Origin of the sequence: Citrobacter sp. KTE151, from assembly GCF_000398845.1 — a bacterium.
Taxonomy (GTDB): domain Bacteria; phylum Pseudomonadota; class Gammaproteobacteria; order Enterobacterales; family Enterobacteriaceae; genus Citrobacter; species Citrobacter braakii.
Window position 1 is genome coordinate 204687 of the sequence record NZ_KB976063.1, and the last position, 16908, is coordinate 221594.

Genomic DNA, 16908 nt, shown 5'->3' on the forward strand with positions numbered 1-16908 from the left:
CCTAGTAAAAACGGTCCATAACCTACTGAACTAATAAGGAAAACTTACTCGCGATCTCAATAACCGTGTCGGAACGAATTGTTGTTGAGAATAACTCAATGTCTGAGCTTGTGCCGCCTCGCGTACAGCAGGATGCATCTCTGGCATTTGATCCGAATCAGCAAGGAAAGAGCGCAGAAGAGGTCGGTGATGCAATAGATGCTTCGCATATGGGGCCTTCATGGGGAACAGAGTCAAGGTGAAACTATATGCTAAAGGTGAAGTAGCCGGAGGTGCAGGTGCCGGTTATTATTTTGATACAAGTATAGATCCATCCCAGTTTTCAGCTAATCGTGGAGAAACCTTAGCTATTGGTGGGCGTATCTCTGGGCAAATAGGGATACAGTTTGGACCATATTTCTCCGGATCTATTAATTCCGAAAGAAATAGTTCCGCAGGCTTTGGGCTCGGGATCGTTTCTAGCGAAATATCTTATGGAAAAGATGGGTTGGTTTTAGTTTCGGAGTAGGGCCGGCTTGGGGGTGGAGCGGAATATCAACCAATGTTGCCGGTGAAAAAGTAGATATCAACGGTTCCTCTGGAACTGAATTCTTTCATCATGACTTCTACCAGGGTAAAGCAAAATGAGCCCCGATATCATCACGATCGCGCTATCACTAGCAATTTTTTTCATATCATTCTTTCACTATGCTAGAAGCAATATGCTGCCCCTAAATTCTCCAATAGGCATGAATGAATATTTTAGTGGCATATTTTTCCTTAGAAGGAAGTCCTTTAGTTTATTTATGGGGAGGATAGCGTTGCTTGTTGGTTTCCCATTATCATATTCTCTCAAATTCATTAGTGGTGGTCAGGGAGTAGCTTACTTTCCACTGATTGTGATAACTTGGTTTCTAGCGTTGTATTTTTACAAATATGCTGGCCATTTCAAGGGAGCAGTTGATGGTCGGAAAGGTTTTTTTAGCATACTATTAGCAGGAAAAACCAATGGATTTGCTGGGGCTTTGTTATGGTTTCTCAGAATTTTATATATTGCATCAGTAATGTATGTATTATTATTTAGATAGGCTTATCACTAATGTTGAGAATAACTATCTTAGCTGGGATGAAACACAGACTTTCGATAAAGAAATGACAGCCTGTCGTGAACCCGGGGGGGACTGTGGTGATATCCAGAATAAATATGCTGTAATGAGTGCTGACAATCGACAGAAATTGCATATTGATGTCGCTGCGGATCCTCTGACGGCGCTGTCCGGGGAAGATAAATGGAATATTGAGGGTGGACTCAGCGCAGCGGGCAGACCTGGCTGGTTATATGGTTCGCTGGAAAACCAGGATGTGAGGGATTACGTCACTGACGGTAACAGCTATGACCTGAACTATCTGAACAGCAATACGTCACAAAGTGATAGGGCACTGGCCTTCTTCGGAGAGCCAGAAAATTACTGGGGTACTGTTGCCGGAGCAGGTTCATTATTAACGTCATCAGCCACGCTGGGTGAAAAAGTTGTCAGCGCCGGGTTGAGTTATGGCGCGAACGGCGCTGTTCAGATTGCAACTGGTAATTCAGGAGATAAATTTGATTATCTCAGTTTCATAATGTCAGGCTTAACAGGGGTAGGTACACCGCCATCCTGGAGGGGGAGTGGCGGTGAGGATAAATGCTCGATGGCGCTTCGCTTAGCAGGCCAGCAGGGGAATCATTATTTTTTGCTGTTTAATCACCGGAATATCCCCTAAATCATTTAATGCTCCGGGAAAAGACTTTAACTACTTTCCTTCGTTACTACACTATTTAACCTGTGGCTGTTATACCGAGCTAAATAAAAATGTCATTTAAATAAGAGTAGACTTATTAAATACGAAGCGACTCCAGAAAATAGTGTTGATATATGCAACGTATTGCAGCCAATAAAACATATCGCGAACCATGAAATAAGAATGCTATCATTCACACCAGACGCGGCAGGCAACTGCTGGCACACGCATTTACCCCGGAGCACCCGATGAACAACGACATTCCGCTAAAATTTTATGATATCGCCGACGAATACGCGACTGAAGCTGCAAAGCCGGTGAGCGATACAGAACGCGACGCACTGGCACACTACTTCCAGCAGTTGATCACTCGTTTGATGAACAATGAAGAGATCAGCGAAGAAGCGCAGCAGGAGATGGCAACCGAGGCCGGAGTCGACGCACAGCGTATCGATGATATCGCGGAGTTCCTCAATCGTTGGGGGAACGAGTAGCCAAAGACATGGCCTGTGTTTTACACTGCGCGCAAATTGAGTAGGTATACTCTACAAGTAATAGGTTTAATCAGGCGGAAACAGCAATGAACGGAACAATCACAACGTGGTTTAAAGATAAAGGCTTTGGATTTATCAAGGATGAAAACGGCGACAACCGCTATTTTCATGTGATTAAGGTTGCTAATCCTGAGCTGATCAAGAAAGACGCGGCGGTGACCTTTGAGCCTACCACCAACAACAAAGGCTTATCTGCCTACGCGGTAAAAGTCATACCCGACAGCAAATACATCTATATCGCCGGCGAGCGTCTGAAGCTCACGGCGATCAAGTCTTACCTGGTCTACAGCGAAGAAGTCCCTGCTGAGACTCGTATCGACAAAGAAAATGCGGTGCTGTCCGTTGGTGTGCTGATGAACAGCATCCGACCGAAATCAGACGTGAAGCCTGGCGAAATGCGCACGCTGAAAAAGCTGGCCATCACCACCTTCCAGGGCACGACGCTGATCTTCTCGGAAGATGAAATCGATATCGACGAGACGGTGAAACTGCTTAAGGTCTGAAGCCCTTCAGAGTGAATGAAAACCGAAATCCTGCTCTTTTTTGAAGCGGGGTTTCGGTTTAGTACTGTGTGAATGGGGTGAATTGAGAATAGCTTTCTTTGACAACTCGAATCCCACTTGCAGCAGTATAAGAATTCTTTTGATTATATTGAATTGTTTTGTAAGTATTCCAGATGATACAGTTATCCCGACAGTGACAAAGCCGAGGTCTGATGCTTACCTCATTATGAGGACATAAATATCTGTCGGAGTTGGTCACTTCGTAATGAGTTTATATGAATTTTTCGGGCGAAAGATGAAAATATATAAAATAGCGATCATTGTAGCAGGTTTGTTTATTTTGCAGGGTTGTGATAGTCAGGAAACGAAAGTTAAAAAGTTACTAAAGTGTGGTTTGGCAGTTAATGAGGTAGGTAATTCCCTGGCACAAGAAAATTACAAAAAAAATGGTGTCACTGCTATATTTGGACGCTCACCACCACATATTAGCTCTTATGACATGATGAGAATAGGTCAGGATGCCAGAGATGAGTTATGGATGAATGGCCGAAACCGTAGAGGAGAGGCCCAAAAAATAATTGAAGAGTATGAAGAGAGCTACTGTGTTGACATACACCAGGTTCCGGATGATGAAAATATTAAAAAATTAAAATTGATGTTGCGCATATGAAAAGCAGAAGGAGCGACTGTTGACGCTTCTCTTTATTGATATGACTCTGGCTTCGTAATTAGGGATAGGAACTCTTGTTCGCTGACCATAGTTCTATTATTGAGAATATCCTGGCCTCTTTACAAGAGACCAGGGTCAGCATCTGGCTACTTAAGCTTGCCTCTCAATCCTTCATAGACATCGAGTGCTTTCTGTACATTTGCCTCGTTTATCGATATCTCAGAGAAGTCGATAAACCAGGTACCGGAACTATGTTTATTAATGACAAAAAGTTTGTTGCCCTGAACAAAACGATACTCAACGTCGTATTCCTTGTTAAACGTTGAGCCAGCATCTGGGATGGTGAACGTTGTTGTTACACTCGAATTTTGTGGATCCCATTTTAAGAAGTTTGAATAAAGTGCGATCCAGTTATCAAGATTGCTTTTCGTGACATAGCCGAACTGATTAACGACATTCCCGCCGTTATAGATAACTATCATCGCATAATCGCCATCGTCGTCGAGGCGTAAAGTCCCATGAAAAGCATCATTATATTTAGGGGCTTTCGGCAACTGGATATCGATGCCCGTTTTGTACTGCGTCCAGGGGTAGTAAAAGGCTGGTTTGCCTGGTGTGGAGCATCCTGTTAAAAACATAATTAATAGTAATCCAAGTACTTTCTTCATTATCTATCCTGTTTCTTAATTATGATGAGACCGTCGGATTTACCACGTCATCCATCAGTATGTAACGTGCTTCCTGGCGCGTGTATTGATCGATTAACGGCACAAGTCGCCGGAAATGCTCACTGGCACAATGTTCATCGAGAGCCGCGTGGTTTGGCCATTCTTCGATAAAAATAAAATGCCCCGGATCTTTTTCATCAATATAGAGGTCATAAGCAATGCATAGCGGCTCTTTCTTCGTTGCCGATATTAGCTCACGGTACCAAGGGAGAACGGTTTCAATATACTCAGGTTTGATGAAATCTTCGGCAATGACCTTTAACATGCAGCCTCCTGGCAGAAAACGAATGCACACTATGTGATGAAGATATATTTAGGGCAAGACGCCACAGTGTTATATCGGTCGGTGAGTGAGTTATCTCAGCTATTAATCCGATGATCCGCTTAGCTGTGATCCATCTCACCTCCCGGCAACCAAAATCTCCTGCGACTCAACGCCATCTTCTATCTGTTTCGCCACCTTTTGTAAGGCCGGAAGATGTTTTTCCGCGGCCTGTTCGATGGTCATGGCGCTGGCCATATACACCAGATTCAGGCAGCCGATCACCCGCTGTCCACTGCGAATGGGGACGGCGATGGAGGCGATTTTCTCCTCCTGATCCCAACCGCGAAAGTTCTGGCCAAAACCGTCTTTTCGCGCACGGCTCAAAATGGCGTCGAGCTTCAGCGGTTCGCGCGCCAACTGGAACTCATCTCCTGGTCGTGAAGCCAGCATTTCAATCAGTTCCTGACGTTCATTCTCCGGGCTAAATGCCAGCCAGGTCAGGCCGGATGCGGTTTTCAGCAGCGGCAAACGACGCCCGACCATCGCCCGATGAAACGACAGGCGGCTGAAGCGATGGGTGGTTTCACGCACCACCATCGCGTCCACATCCAGCGTGGAAACGTCGGTCGGCCAGATGACCTCGCGCAGCAAATCCCCCAACAGCGGGGCGGCGAGCGCAGAAATCCACTGCTCGTCACGAAATCCCTCACTGAGCTGACGGACCTTAATGGTTAAGCGAAAGCTGTCATCGGACAGACTGCGCCGGACGTAACCCTCATCCTGCAGGGTTTCCAGTAGTCGCCTGACCGTGGTGCGGTGCAGGCCGCTCAGCTCTGCCAGCAGGCCAACGCTGGCCCCGCCGTCGAGACGATTTAACATATTTAATAACATTAGTCCGCGCGTTAACCCGCGCACGGTTTTGTATTCTGTACCGTCGTCACTTTTCATATTTATTGACAAATCTACAGTTAAAACAACGTTGTGCACTTAGTGCACATTCAGGCATGTTTTGATTGTAGCGCAAAAACTCACTTCTATACTGACCGCACAATAAAAAATAATTCACATTCTTTTAACAAAAAAACAATTGCGCCTCACCAGGGTCTGCAATTGCATTTTGTCCGAGTAGTGAGGTTCTGAAATGACAACAATAAATCCAGATATCCAACCCGCTGTGCAGCACACCGTGCAGGTAGCGATTGCCGGAGCCGGTCCGGTAGGGCTGATGATGGCGAACTATCTTGGCCAGATGGGCATTGAGGTGTTGGTGGTGGAGAAGCTCGATACCCTTATCGACTATCCTCGCGCCATCGGCATTGACGATGAAGCGCTGCGCACCATGCAGTCCGTCGGTCTGGTCGAAAATGTTCTGCCGCACACCACGCCGTGGCATGCGATGCGCTTTCTCACCCCGAAAGGGCGCTGTTTTGCTGATATCCAGCCGATGACCGACGAATTTGGCTGGTCGCGCCGCAACGCGTTTATTCAGCCGCAGGTGGACGCGGTGATGCTGGAAGGGCTGTCGCGTTTTCCCAACGTGCGCTGCCTGTTCTCTCGCGAACTGGAAGCTTTCAGCCAGCAAAATGGTGAAGTGACGTTGAACCTGAAAGCGCCGGATGGCCAGCGTGAAACGGTGAAAGCTCAGTGGCTGGTGGCCTGCGACGGTGGGGCCAGCAACGTCAGACGTTCGCTGAATGTGCCATTTGAAGGCAAAACCGCGCCGAATCAGTGGATTGTGGTGGATATCGCTAACGATCCGCTCAGCACGCCGCATGTGTATCTGTGCTGCGATCCGGTGCGCCCGTATGTCTCCGCCGCGCTGCCGCACGCGGTGCGCCGCTTTGAATTTATGGTAATGCCAGGGGAAACCGAAGCGCAGCTCAGCGAACCGCAGAATATGCGCCAGCTTTTGAGCAAAGTGCTGCCGAACCCGGACAACGTCGAGCTGATCCGCCAGCGCGTATATACCCATAACGCACGTCTGGCCGAACGTTTTCGCATTGACCGCGTGCTGCTGGCGGGCGATGCGGCGCACATTATGCCGGTCTGGCAGGGGCAGGGGTACAACAGTGGCATGCGCGATGCTTTCAATCTGGCGTGGAAACTGGCGCTGGTGATTGAGGGCAAAGCCGGTGATGCGCTGTTGGATACCTACCAGCAGGAACGCCGCGACCACGCCAAAGCGATGATCGATCTCTCGGTGACCGCAGGCAACGTACTTGCGCCGCCGAAACGCTGGCACGGCGCGGTGCGCGACGGGGTTTCCTGGCTGCTGAACTACATTCCGCCGGTCAAACGCTACTTCCTTGAAATGCGCTTTAAGCCGATGCCGCAGTACCACGCCGGGGCGCTGGTGCGTGAAGGCGACGCGAAAACCTCTCCCGTTGGCAAGATGTTTATCCAGCCGAAGGTAACGCTGGAATCAGGTGAAGTGACGCTGCTCGACAACGTCATCGGGCCGAATTTCGCGGTGATCGGTTGGGGCTGTAACCCGCTGTGGGGCATGAGCGAGGCGCAGATCCAACAGTGGCAGGCGCTGGGGACACAGTTTATCCAGGTGGTGCCGGATACACAGATACAAACCGATCAGGATAACCACGACGGCGTTACCCGCATTGGCGATACGCAAAACCGCCTGCGCGCGTGGTTTGCCCAGCACAACGCCGCGCTGGTGGTGATACGCCCGGACCGCTTTGTGGCCGCCATCGCCATTCCGCAAACCCTGGGCAGTACCCTGAATAAACTGGCGTCGGTGATGACGCTCACCCGCGTTAATGCCCACATTCCCGCTGAAAAGGTGGCCTGATATGCACGCTTATCTTCACTGTCTTTCCCACTCGCCGCTGGTGGGTTACGTCGACCCGGCGCAGGCCGTGCTCGACGAAGTTAACGGTGTGATCGCCAGCGCCCGGGCACGTATTGCGGCGTTCGACCCTGAACTGGTGGTGCTGTTTGCCCCCGATCACTACAACGGATTTTTCTACGACGTGATGCCGCCGTTCTGTTTAGGCGTAGGCGCTACGGCGATCGGCGATTTCGGTAGCGCGGCGGGGGAACTGCCGGTGCCGACAGATCTCGCTGAAGCCTGCGCCCACGCGGTAATGAAAAGCGGCATCGATCTCGCCGTGTCCTACAACATGCAGGTCGATCACGGCTTCGCGCAGCCGCTGGAGTTTTTGCTCGGCGGTCTGGATAACGTGCCGGTGCTGCCAGTGTTTATTAACGGCGTCGCCACGCCGCTGCCGGGCTTTCAGCGTACCCGCATGCTCGGTGAAGCGATTGGCCGATTCGCCAGCTCGCTGAATCAGCGTGTGCTGTTTTTAGGCTCCGGCGGCCTGTCGCATCAGCCGCCGGTCCCGGAGCTGGCGAAGGCCGATGCCCATATGCGCGACCGCCTGCTCGGCAGCGGCAAACAACTGCCTGAAAACGAGCGCGAGCTGCGCCAGCAGCGGGTGATCAGCGCCGCCGAGAAGTTTGTGGCCGATCAAAACACGCTGCATCCGCTTAACCCTGTCTGGGATAACCGCTTTATGACGCTGCTTGAACAGGGGCGTTTGCAGGAGCTGGACGCGGTCAGTAACGAAGAACTGTCCGCGATGGCGGGCAAATCAACGCACGAAGTTAAAACCTGGGTTGCTGCCTTCGCCGCTATTTCTGCCTTTGGCAACTGGCGCAGCGAAGGCCGTTATTACCGCCCGATCCCAGAGTGGATCGCTGGATTCGGCTCCCTGAGCGCCACGACACAGAACTGAAACTGAACTGAATATGCAGGAGAACATCATGACTTACCAACCGCAAACCGAAGCCGCAACCAGTCGTTTTCTGCAGGTGCAGGAAGCAGGCGAAACGCTGCGCGTACATTTCAATGACTGTGGGCAGGGCGAAGAGACCGTCGTGCTGTTGCATGGATCTGGTCCGGGTGCGACGGGCTGGGCGAACTTCAGCCGCAATATCGATCCGCTGGTGGAGGCTGGATACCGGGTGATCCTGCTGGATTGTCCTGGCTGGGGCAAAAGCGATGGCATCGTTAACCGCGGTTCGCGATCCGATCTCAATGCTCGCATCCTGAAAAGCGTGGTCGATCAGTTGGATATTCAGAAAATCCATCTGCTGGGCAACTCGATGGGGGGCCACAGTGCCGTAGCGTTCACCCTGAGCTGGCCGGAGCGTGTGGGCAAGCTGGTGCTGATGGGCGGCGGGACGGGGGGCATGAGCCTGTTTACCCCGATGCCGACCGAAGGCATCAAGCGCCTGAATCAGCTGTACCGCGAACCGACCATCGAGAACCTGAAGCTGATGATGGAGATCTTTGTCTTCGACACCAGCGACCTGACTGAGGCGCTGTTTGAGGCGCGTCTGAATAACATGCTGTCGCGTCGCGATCACCTGGAAAACTTTGTCCACAGCCTTGAAGCCAACCCGAAACAGTTTCCGGATTTCAGCCCGCGCCTGGGCGAAATCAAAGCCCAGACCCTGATTGTCTGGGGACGCAACGACCGCTTCGTGCCGATGGACGCCGGCCTGCGTCTGCTCTCCGGAATTGCCGGGTCTGAGCTGCACATCTACCGCGACTGTGGGCACTGGGCACAGTGGGAACATGCGGATGCTTTTAACCAGCTGGTGCTGAACTTCCTCGCTCGCCCTTAAGGAACGGACATGACGAATCTTAATCTTGAGCAGTTAGCCGCCGATTTACGTCAGGCTGAGGAAAAAGGGGACGCTATCGCCCCGTTGCGTGAACTGATCGGCGTGGATAACGCCGAAGCGGCCTACGCCATTCAGCGTATCAATGTGCAGTATGACGTGGCGCGAGGGCGTCGCGTCGTCGGGCGCAAAGTGGGGCTGACGCACCCGAAAGTGCAACAGCAGCTGGGCGTCGATCAGCCGGACTTCGGCACGCTGTTCGCCGACATGTGCTACGGCGACAACGACACCATTGCGTTTGCCCGCGTGCTACAACCGCGTATTGAAGCGGAGATTGCGCTGGTGCTGAACCGCGATCTGCCCAATGCCGATACCACCTTTGACGAGCTGTACAACGCCATCGAGTGGGTGCTACCCGCGCTGGAAGTGGTCGGCAGCCGTATTCGCGACTGGTCGATCAAGTTTGTTGATACCGTGGCGGATAACGCCTCCTGTGGAGTGTATGTGGTCGGCGGCCCGGCACAGCGTCCGGCAGGATTAGATCTGAAAAACTGCGCGATGAAAATGACGCGCAATAACGAAGAGGTTTCCAGCGGGCGCGGTAGCGAATGTCTGGGACATCCGATCAACGCCGCCGTGTGGCTGGCGCGCAAAATGGCCAGCCTCGGCGAGCCGCTGCGTGCCGGGGACATTATTCTCACCGGGGCGTTAGGCCCGATGGTGGCGGTGAATGCGGGCGATCGTTTCGAAGCCCATATCGACGGTATTGGTTCAGTTGCCGCCACCTTTTCAGCGGCGGTTACAAAAGGAAGTCAGTCATGAGTAAGCGTAAAGTCGCCATTATCGGCTCTGGCAACATCGGCACCGATTTGATGATTAAAATTCTGCGTCACGGCGTACGTCTGGAGATGGCGGTGATGGTGGGGATTGATCCGCAATCCGACGGTCTGGCACGCGCCCGGCGTATGGGCGTTGCCACCACCCATGAAGGGGTGACGGGGCTTCTTGCGATGCCTGAATTCGCTGACATCGACATCGTGTTTGATGCCACCAGCGCGGGCGCGCACGTGAAAAATGACGCCGCGCTGCGCGCCGTAAAACCGGGGATCCGTCTGATCGACCTGACGCCCGCAGCGATCGGCCCGTACTGCGTCCCGGTGGTGAACCTGGAGGCTAACGTTGACCAACAGAACGTCAATATGGTGACCTGCGGCGGGCAGGCGACCATCCCGATGGTGGCGGCGGTTTCTCGCGTGGCAAAAGTCCATTACGCCGAAATTATCGCCTCGATCGCCAGTAAATCTGCGGGACCGGGCACCCGCGCCAATATCGACGAGTTTACCGAAACCACCTCGAAGGCGATTGAAGTGGTGGGGGGCGCGGCCAAAGGCAAAGCCATTATCGTACTTAACCCGGCTGAGCCGCCGCTGATGATGCGCGACACGGTGTATGTGTTGAGCGAAGCGGCCTCCCAGCTTGAAGTTGAAGCGTCGATTAATGACATGGCGGCGGCGGTGCAGGCGTATGTGCCAGGCTATCGCCTGAAGCAGCGCGTCCAGTTTGAAGTCATCCCGGAGGATAAACCGGTGAATCTGCCGGGTATTGGTCAGTTTTCCGGGCTGAAAACCGCGGTGTATCTGGAAGTGGAAGGTGCGGCGCACTATTTACCCGCCTATGCGGGCAACCTCGACATTATGACTTCCAGCGCGCTGGCGACCGCTGAGCAGATGGCGCAGTCACTCACCCGTCAGGCAGGAGAAGCAGCATGAACGGTAAAAAACTCTATATCTCTGACGTGACTCTGCGCGACGGCATGCATGCGATTCGTCACCAGTATTCGCTGGAAAACGTGCGCCAGATTGCCAAAGCGCTGGACGACGCGCGGGTTGATTCCATTGAGGTGGCCCACGGCGACGGTTTACAAGGTTCCAGCTTTAACTACGGCTTTGGCGCGCACAGCGATCTCGAGTGGATTGAAGCGGCAGCAGACGTGGTCAAACACGCAAAGATCGCCACGCTGTTGCTGCCGGGCATCGGCACTCTTCATGACCTGAAAAACGCGTATCAGGCCGGCGCGCGAGTGGTGCGCGTGGCGACCCACTGCACTGAAGCGGACGTGTCGGCCCAGCATATTCAGTACGCGCGTGAGCTCGGCATGGATACCGTCGGCTTTCTGATGATGAGCCATATGACCACGCCGGAGAATCTGGCGCAGCAGGCGAAGCTGATGGAAAACTACGGCGCGACTTGTATCTACGTGGTCGATTCCGGCGGGGCGATGAATATGAGCGATATTCGCGCCCGCTTCCGCGCCCTGAAAGCGGTGCTGAAGCCGGAGACAGAAACCGGAATGCATGCGCATCACAACCTGAGTCTCGGCGTGGCGAACTCGATTGCCGCGGTGGAAGAGGGCTGCGACCGTATCGACGCCAGCCTGGCGGGTATGGGCGCTGGCGCGGGCAACGCGCCGCTGGAAGTATTTATCGCCGCTGCGGATAAGCTCGGCTGGCAGCACGGCACCGATCTGTATGCGCTGATGGACGCCGCCGACGATCTGGTGCGTCCACTGCAGGACCGTCCGGTGCGGGTGGATCGCGAAACGCTGGCACTGGGCTATGCCGGGGTGTACTCCAGCTTCTTGCGTCACTGCGAAGTGGCGGCGGCGCGTTATGGCCTGAGCGCGGTCGATATTCTGGTTGAATTGGGCAAACGCCGAATGGTGGGCGGCCAGGAAGATATGATCGTCGACGTGGCGCTGGATCTGCGCAATAGCAAATAAAAATGATTACGCGGCTGCCAACGTATCAGCCGCGACTCACCTGCATCGTGACCTCAGAGGTACATCTTATGACTACCCGTACCCCCACATCTTACCGCCTGACGTTAACCGTCGGGCTTTGCTTTTTAGTTGCCCTGATGGAAGGGCTGGATCTACAGGCCGCCGGGATCGCTGCCGTCGGTATCGCCCAGGCGTTTGCGCTGGATAAAATGCAGATGGGCTGGATCTTCAGTGCGGGCATTCTCGGACTGCTGCCCGGCGCGCTGGTGGGCGGCATACTGGCCGATCGCTATGGGCGCAAGCGCATTCTTATTGCCTCCGTGGCGCTGTTCGGCCTGTTCTCGCTGGCGACGGCGATTTCCTGGGATTTCTCGTCGCTGGTGTTTGCCCGTCTGATGACCGGCGTCGGGTTGGGCGCGGCGTTGCCGAATCTGATCGCGCTGACCTCCGAAGCTGCGGGCCCGCGTTTTCGCGGTACGGCGGTGAGCCTGATGTACTGCGGCGTGCCGATTGGCGCGGCGTTAGCGGCGGCGCTCGGGTTTAGCGGTCTGGCCGCCGCCTGGCAAACGGTGTTCTGGGTTGGCGGAGTGATCCCGCTGCTGCTGGTGCCGCTGTTGATGCGCTGGCTGCCGGAATCACAGGTTTATGCCCAGCAAACGCAGGTGGCCGCCGCGCCGTTGCGCGCCCTGTTCGCACCTGCTACCGCGACAGCCACGCTGCTGCTGTGGCTGTGCTATTTCTTCACCCTGCTGGTGGTGTATATGCTGATCAACTGGCTGCCGATGCTGCTGGTGGAGCAGGGCTTTCAGCCCTCGCAGGCGGCTGGCGTGATGTTTGCTCTGCAAATCGGCGCGGCCAGCGGCACGTTAATTCTCGGGGCGTTAATGGACAAACTGCGCCCGGTGGTCATGTCGCTTCTGATCTACATCGGGATGTTGGCTTCGCTGCTGGCGCTGGGGACGGTCTCGTCATTGAGCGGTATGCTGATGGCCGGATTTGTGGCGGGGATGTTTGCCACTGGAGGACAAAGCGTGCTGTATGCGCTGGCTCCGCTGTTTTACAGCACGCAGATCCGCGCGACAGGCGTGGGTACCGCCGTCGCCGTTGGGCGTCTGGGGGCGATGAGCGGCCCGCTGCTGGCAGGAAAAATGTTAGCGCTCGGCACTGGAACGGTAGGCGTGATGGCGGCTTCTGCGCCGGGCATTTTACTGGCAGGGCTGGCGGTATTTTTCCTGATGAACCGTAAATCGCAGATGCCGATCCCGACCAGTGGCTCATAAGCAATCGTTCGGTTGTATGAGTGGGGAGATACGGTTCCCACTTCCGGGTGAACGCCAGCCGGCGATGACGTTGCCAGAGTTTATATAAAGCCTGGCAACGGAGGCGTTATGAGCTGGCGGCCCTTTTTATATTTGATAATTAACCCCCACCCGGTATTAAGCGCCCGGCGCGGTCATCTGCGTCTGGTGCAGGGTTGACTTTGCATTGTGTTAACAAACGCGGTATAACACACCTTCTTTGGATGTTTAGATGTCCATACGTTTAGAAGGTTATATGCAAACAACACAACAAAATGCGCCACTGAAGCGCACGATGAAAACGCGTCACCTGATTATGCTCTCCTTAGGCGGCGTGATTGGCACAGGGTTATTCTTCAATACCGGCTACATCATCTCCACTACCGGGGCCGCGGGAACGCTGCTGGCCTATCTGATTGGCGCGCTGGTGGTCTGGCTGGTTATGCAGTGTCTGGGCGAGCTGTCGGTCGCGATGCCGGAGACCGGGGCGTTTCACGTCTATGCCGCGCGCTATCTCGGCCCGGCGACGGGGTATACCGTGGCCTGGCTCTACTGGCTGACCTGGACCGTGGCGCTTGGTTCGAGTTTTACCGCTGCCGGATTCTGTATGCAGTACTGGTTTCCGCTGGTGCCAGTATGGGTCTGGTGCGTGGTGTTCTGTGTGATTATTTTTGGCCTGAACGTTATCTCCACGCGCTTTTTTGCCGAAGGGGAGTTCTGGTTCTCGCTGGTGAAAGTGGTCACTATCATCGCCTTTATTATCCTCGGCGGGGCGGCGATTTTTGGCTTTATCCCGATGCAGGATGGCTCGCCCGCGCCGGGGCTGAGTAATATCACGGCGGAAGGTTGGTTCCCGCATGGTGGCTTACCGATCCTGATGACTATGGTGGCGGTGAACTTTGCTTTTTCGGGAACTGAGCTTATCGGTATTGCCGCCGGTGAAACGGAAAATCCGCGCAAGGTGATCCCGGTGGCGATTCGTACCACCATCGCGCGACTGATTATTTTCTTTATCGGCACCGTGTTTGTGTTGGCGGCGCTGATCCCGATGCAGCAGGCGGGCGTGGAGAAAAGCCCGTTTGTGCTGGTATTTGAGAAGGTAGGTATTCCGTACGCCGCCGATATTTTTAACTTCGTGATCCTGACAGCCATTCTTTCTGCGGCGAACTCCGGGCTGTATGCCTCCGGGCGCATGCTCTGGTCGCTGTCGAATGAACGTACGCTGCCAGCCTGTTTTGCGCGAGTAACGAAAAACGGCGTGCCGCTGACGGCGCTGTCGGTCAGTATGCTCGGCGGCGTACTGGCGCTGTTTTCCAGCGTGGTGGCCCCGGACACGGTATTTGTCGCGCTGTCGGCAATCTCCGGGTTTGCGGTGGTGGCGGTGTGGCTGAGCATCTGCGCCTCGCACTTTGTTTTTCGCCGCCGTCATTTGCAACAGGGTAAGGCATTGAGTGCATTACATTATCGTGCGCCGTGGTATCCGCTGGTGCCGGTATTAGGATTTGTGTTGTGCCTGGTGGCCTGTGTGGGGCTGGCATTCGATCCAGCGCAGAGAATTGCGTTGTGGTGCGGGTTACCGTTTGTTGCGTTGTGCTATGGTGCATATTTCCTTACTCAACCCCGTAACGCAAAACAGGAGCCAGAACATGTCGCAGAATAATCCGTTACGCGCTCTCCTTGAGAAACAGGATGTCCTGTTACTGGATGGCGCGATGGCGACGGAGCTGGAAGCGCGAGGGTGTAACTTAGCCGACAGCCTGTGGTCAGCCAAAGTGCTGGTAGAAAACCCGGAGCTTATCCGCGAAGTGCATCTTGATTATTACCGGGCGGGGGCGCAATGCGCGATCACCGCCAGCTATCAGGCGACACCGGCGGGATTTGCCGCGCGAGGCCTGGATGAAGCGCAGTCGAAAGCGCTGATTGGCAAAAGCGTGGAGCTGGCGCGTAAAGCGCGTGAAGCGTATCTGGCAGAGAACCCGCAAGCGGGCACGCTGTTGGTGGCGGGATCTGTCGGACCTTACGGCGCGTATCTGGCGGACGGCTCTGAATACCGTGGCGATTACCAGCGCAGCGCCGAGGCATTCCAGGCGTTTCATCGCCCGCGCGTGGAAGCATTGCTGGATGCCGGGGCCGATCTGCTGGCCTGCGAAACTCTGCCGAATTTTGTCGAGATTGGCGCACTGGCTGAGCTGTTGACCGCGTACCCGCGTGCACGAGCCTGGTTCTCATTTACTCTGCGTGACAGCGAGCACCTGAGCGACGGTACGCCGCTGCGTGACGTGGTCGCGTTGCTGGCGGATTATCCGCAGGTGGTGGCGTTAGGCATTAACTGCATTGCGCTGGAAAACACCACCGCTGCGTTGCAGCATTTACACGGCTTAACGGCGCTGCCGCTGGTGGTGTATCCGAATTCGGGCGAGCAGTACGATGCCGCGAGCAAAACCTGGCATCATCACGGTGAGTCTTGTGCGCAACTGGCGGATTATCTGCCACAGTGGCAGGCCGCTGGCGCACGATTGATTGGCGGGTGCTGTCGCACCACGCCTGCGGATATTGCCGCGTTAAAAGTTCAGGCCCAGGCCCGATAAGACGTAAGCCGCCATCGGGCATTTTTTGCCAGATGGCGATACGGTATGAACCGGAAACATGGGTAACACTTTATGCCGCATCCGCCAGCACAAACATGCCGTACGGATGGATTTCGAGATAATACTGCTCGCCGACGTCCGGCTGCAGACGCGTAGCGTTGACCTGCAATAAAATCTCCTGTCCGTGCCACTCCACCGTGACCTCATATTGGGGGCCCATATACGCGACGTGGCGGATCACGCAGCGTTGGCTCTCTTCGCCGCGGTCGCTGAGCGTGATCGCTTCCGGGCGCACGCCTACCATGCCCTCGCCTTGATCGCTAAAGTGCAGTGGGCGCGGCAGATGATAGCCGTAGATATCAACGTATCTGTCGCTGAAGGTGGCCGGGAACAGGTTAGAATCGCCCATAAAGCTCGCCATAAAGCGGGAGGCGGGCTGGCGATAGAGATCCTGCGGCGAGCCGATCTGCATGATGTGTCCCTTGTTCATCACCAGTACGGTATCGGAAACCGCAAAGGCTTCGCTTTGATCGTGGGTGACGTACAGCGAGGTGATATCAAACTGCTTTTGCAGCTCGCGGATCTTGTCGCGCATGCTGCGACGCAGGTTGGCGTCCAGGTTACTTAACGGCTCATCAAACAGCAGCACTTTCGGTTTGAGGATCAACGCACGGGCCAGCGCCACGCGCTGCTGCTGACCGCCGGAGATCTGATCGACAAAGCGGTCTTCAAATCCCTCCAGATCCACCATCGCCAGCGCCTCTTTGACACGGGTTTTCACCTCCGCGCGCGACACGCCGAGCATCTTCAGGCCATAACCGACGTTCTCCCCTAACGACATGTGCGGGAACAGGGCATATGACTGAAACACCATACAGATATCGCGCTGCTGAATAGAACGATGGGTAACGTCTTCGCCATCAATGAAAATTTGTCCTTCGCTCGGTTTTTCCAGCCCAGCAACCAGACGCAAGATGGTGGTTTTACCGCAGCCGGACGGGCCGAGCAGCGTTACCATTTGCCCCTGCGGAATGGTGAGATTGATATTGTCGATAACCGTGTTGCTGCCAAATCGTTTAGTGACGTTGCGCAGTTCAACGAAATTTTTCTGAGTCATA

The 16908-nt window shown here is 54.5% G+C and carries 18 protein-coding genes and 1 pseudogene; 15 read left to right on the forward strand and 4 right to left on the reverse strand.

What is annotated here, in order from left to right; all coding sequences use genetic code 11:
• Nucleotides 1-98 precede the first annotated feature (98 nt).
• The 6 genes and pseudogenes from WC7_RS27305 to WC7_RS20300 all read left to right on the forward strand — a co-directional run bounded on the left by WC7_RS27305 (nucleotide 99) and on the right by WC7_RS20300 (nucleotide 3488).
• A pseudogene (locus tag WC7_RS27305) lies at nucleotides 99-627 on the forward strand (polymorphic toxin type 25 domain-containing protein).
• The gene (locus WC7_RS20315; RefSeq protein ID WP_016151963.1) at nucleotides 624-1067 is read left to right on the forward strand and encodes a hypothetical protein; all 444 of its coding nucleotides are present in this window, start codon (nucleotides 624-626) and stop codon (nucleotides 1065-1067) included. The pseudogene WC7_RS27305 and the gene WC7_RS20315 overlap by 4 nt, the downstream one beginning before the upstream one ends.
• Nucleotides 1048-1743 carry a hypothetical protein gene (locus WC7_RS0124360; protein WP_016151964.1) on the forward strand — a complete coding sequence of 232 codons (696 nt, stop codon included), beginning with the start codon at nucleotides 1048-1050 and terminating at the stop codon, nucleotides 1741-1743. Before WC7_RS20315 ends, WC7_RS0124360 begins: the two co-directional genes overlap by 20 nt.
• Nucleotides 1744-2009: 266 nt before the next feature.
• Entirely contained in the window at nucleotides 2010-2255 is a 246-nt protein-coding gene (locus tag WC7_RS20310; RefSeq protein WP_016151965.1) for a YmjA family protein, read from the forward strand.
• A gap of 86 nt (nucleotides 2256-2341) precedes the next feature.
• Complete coding sequence (locus WC7_RS20305) at nucleotides 2342-2818, forward strand: cold-shock protein (RefSeq protein WP_016151966.1); 477 nt, start codon at nucleotides 2342-2344, stop codon at nucleotides 2816-2818.
• A gap of 295 nt (nucleotides 2819-3113) precedes the next feature.
• A complete protein-coding gene (locus WC7_RS20300) occupies nucleotides 3114-3488 on the forward strand; it encodes a hypothetical protein (RefSeq protein ID WP_202633421.1) in 375 nt (124 codons plus the stop codon).
• 146 nt (nucleotides 3489-3634) lie between these two features.
• On the opposite strand, the gene WC7_RS20295 is transcribed toward WC7_RS20300, so the two are convergent.
• From WC7_RS20295 to WC7_RS20285, 3 genes are all read right to left on the reverse strand, one after another.
• A complete protein-coding gene (locus tag WC7_RS20295) occupies nucleotides 3635-4156 on the reverse strand; it encodes a hypothetical protein (protein ID WP_016151968.1) in 522 nt (173 codons plus the stop codon).
• A 19-nt stretch (nucleotides 4157-4175) separates the two neighbouring features.
• The gene (locus WC7_RS20290) at nucleotides 4176-4481 is read right to left on the reverse strand and encodes a putative quinol monooxygenase (RefSeq protein ID WP_016151969.1); all 306 of its coding nucleotides are present in this window, start codon (nucleotides 4479-4481) and stop codon (nucleotides 4176-4178) included.
• A gap of 135 nt (nucleotides 4482-4616) precedes the next feature.
• Nucleotides 4617-5429, reverse strand: coding sequence for a DNA-binding transcriptional regulator (locus WC7_RS20285; RefSeq protein WP_016151970.1), 813 nt, complete (start codon nucleotides 5427-5429; stop codon nucleotides 4617-4619).
• Between the two features lie 193 nt (nucleotides 5430-5622).
• Between WC7_RS20285 and WC7_RS20280 the strand changes: the two genes are divergently transcribed.
• The 9 genes from WC7_RS20280 (at nucleotide 5623) to mmuM (ending at nucleotide 15790) form a co-directional block, all read left to right on the forward strand.
• The gene (locus WC7_RS20280) at nucleotides 5623-7287 is read left to right on the forward strand and encodes a bifunctional 3-(3-hydroxy-phenyl)propionate/3-hydroxycinnamic acid hydroxylase (RefSeq protein ID WP_016151971.1); all 1665 of its coding nucleotides are present in this window, start codon (nucleotides 5623-5625) and stop codon (nucleotides 7285-7287) included.
• Nucleotide 7288: 1 nt separating this feature from the next.
• Nucleotides 7289-8233, forward strand: a complete 945-nt coding sequence (gene mhpB / locus WC7_RS20275; RefSeq protein WP_016151972.1) for a 2,3-dihydroxyphenylpropionate/2,3-dihydroxicinnamic acid 1,2-dioxygenase — start codon at nucleotides 7289-7291, stop codon at nucleotides 8231-8233.
• Nucleotides 8234-8261: 28 nt separating this feature from the next.
• Nucleotides 8262-9128: a 2-hydroxy-6-oxonona-2,4-dienedioate hydrolase gene (gene mhpC / locus WC7_RS20270; RefSeq protein WP_016151973.1), complete on the forward strand. Its 867-nt coding sequence runs from the start codon at nucleotides 8262-8264 to the stop codon at nucleotides 9126-9128.
• Nucleotides 9129-9137: 9 nt separating this feature from the next.
• On the forward strand, nucleotides 9138-9947 hold the full coding sequence (mhpD, locus tag WC7_RS20265; RefSeq protein WP_016151974.1) for a 2-keto-4-pentenoate hydratase: 810 nt from the start codon (nucleotides 9138-9140) through the stop codon (nucleotides 9945-9947).
• Nucleotides 9944-10894 carry an acetaldehyde dehydrogenase gene (mhpF, locus tag WC7_RS20260; protein WP_016151975.1) on the forward strand — a complete coding sequence of 317 codons (951 nt, stop codon included), beginning with the start codon at nucleotides 9944-9946 and terminating at the stop codon, nucleotides 10892-10894. The genes mhpD and mhpF overlap by 4 nt, the downstream gene beginning before the upstream one ends.
• Nucleotides 10891-11904 (forward strand): 4-hydroxy-2-oxovalerate aldolase, encoded by a 1014-nt coding sequence (gene mhpE / locus WC7_RS20255; RefSeq protein ID WP_016151976.1) that lies wholly within the window; start codon nucleotides 10891-10893, stop codon nucleotides 11902-11904. The genes mhpF and mhpE overlap by 4 nt, the downstream gene beginning before the upstream one ends.
• 68 nt (nucleotides 11905-11972) lie before the next feature.
• Entirely contained in the window at nucleotides 11973-13184 is a 1212-nt protein-coding gene (mhpT, locus tag WC7_RS20250; RefSeq protein WP_016151977.1) for a 3-(3-hydroxy-phenyl)propionate transporter MhpT, read from the forward strand.
• 274 nt (nucleotides 13185-13458) lie between these two features.
• Nucleotides 13459-14862 carry an S-methylmethionine permease gene (gene mmuP / locus WC7_RS20245; RefSeq protein WP_032946968.1) on the forward strand — a complete coding sequence of 468 codons (1404 nt, stop codon included), beginning with the start codon at nucleotides 13459-13461 and terminating at the stop codon, nucleotides 14860-14862.
• A complete protein-coding gene (gene mmuM / locus WC7_RS20240; protein ID WP_016151980.1) occupies nucleotides 14849-15790 on the forward strand; it encodes a homocysteine S-methyltransferase in 942 nt (313 codons plus the stop codon). Before mmuP ends, mmuM begins: the two co-directional genes overlap by 14 nt.
• Before the next feature lie 70 nt (nucleotides 15791-15860).
• On the opposite strand, the gene fbpC is transcribed toward mmuM, so the two are convergent.
• A complete protein-coding gene (gene fbpC / locus WC7_RS20235) occupies nucleotides 15861-16907 on the reverse strand; it encodes a ferric ABC transporter ATP-binding protein (RefSeq protein ID WP_016151981.1) in 1047 nt (348 codons plus the stop codon).
• Between the last annotated feature and the right edge of the window lies 1 nt (nucleotide 16908).

Excerpts from the sequence above, each read along its gene's own strand:
- mhpT (WP_016151977.1), top strand. The coding sequence starts at position 11,973 with ATGACTACCCGTACCCCCACATCTTACCGCCTGACGTTAACCGTCGGG.
- mhpC (WP_016151973.1), top strand. The coding sequence starts at position 8,262 with ATGACTTACCAACCGCAAACCGAAGCCGCAACCAGTCGTTTTCTGCAG.
- mhpE (WP_016151976.1), top strand. The coding sequence starts at position 10,891 with ATGAACGGTAAAAAACTCTATATCTCTGACGTGACTCTGCGCGACGGC.
- WC7_RS20280 (WP_016151971.1), top strand. The coding sequence starts at position 5,623 with ATGACAACAATAAATCCAGATATCCAACCCGCTGTGCAGCACACCGTG.
- mhpD (WP_016151974.1), top strand. The coding sequence starts at position 9,138 with ATGACGAATCTTAATCTTGAGCAGTTAGCCGCCGATTTACGTCAGGCT.
- WC7_RS20285 (WP_016151970.1), bottom strand. The coding sequence starts at position 5,429 with ATGAAAAGTGACGACGGTACAGAATACAAAACCGTGCGCGGGTTAACG.
- WC7_RS20315 (WP_016151963.1), top strand. The coding sequence starts at position 624 with ATGAGCCCCGATATCATCACGATCGCGCTATCACTAGCAATTTTTTTC.
- WC7_RS20310 (WP_016151965.1), top strand. The coding sequence starts at position 2,010 with ATGAACAACGACATTCCGCTAAAATTTTATGATATCGCCGACGAATAC.
- mhpB (WP_016151972.1), top strand. The coding sequence starts at position 7,289 with ATGCACGCTTATCTTCACTGTCTTTCCCACTCGCCGCTGGTGGGTTAC.
- mmuP (WP_032946968.1), top strand. The coding sequence starts at position 13,459 with ATGCAAACAACACAACAAAATGCGCCACTGAAGCGCACGATGAAAACG.
- fbpC (WP_016151981.1), bottom strand. The coding sequence starts at position 16,907 with ATGACTCAGAAAAATTTCGTTGAACTGCGCAACGTCACTAAACGATTT.
- WC7_RS0124360 (WP_016151964.1), top strand. The coding sequence starts at position 1,048 with ATGTATTATTATTTAGATAGGCTTATCACTAATGTTGAGAATAACTAT.
- mmuM (WP_016151980.1), top strand. The coding sequence starts at position 14,849 with ATGTCGCAGAATAATCCGTTACGCGCTCTCCTTGAGAAACAGGATGTC.
- mhpF (WP_016151975.1), top strand. The coding sequence starts at position 9,944 with ATGAGTAAGCGTAAAGTCGCCATTATCGGCTCTGGCAACATCGGCACC.
- WC7_RS20300 (WP_202633421.1), top strand. The coding sequence starts at position 3,114 with ATGAAAATATATAAAATAGCGATCATTGTAGCAGGTTTGTTTATTTTG.
- WC7_RS20305 (WP_016151966.1), top strand. The coding sequence starts at position 2,342 with ATGAACGGAACAATCACAACGTGGTTTAAAGATAAAGGCTTTGGATTT.
- WC7_RS20295 (WP_016151968.1), bottom strand. The coding sequence starts at position 4,156 with ATGAAGAAAGTACTTGGATTACTATTAATTATGTTTTTAACAGGATGC.
- WC7_RS20290 (WP_016151969.1), bottom strand. The coding sequence starts at position 4,481 with ATGTTAAAGGTCATTGCCGAAGATTTCATCAAACCTGAGTATATTGAA.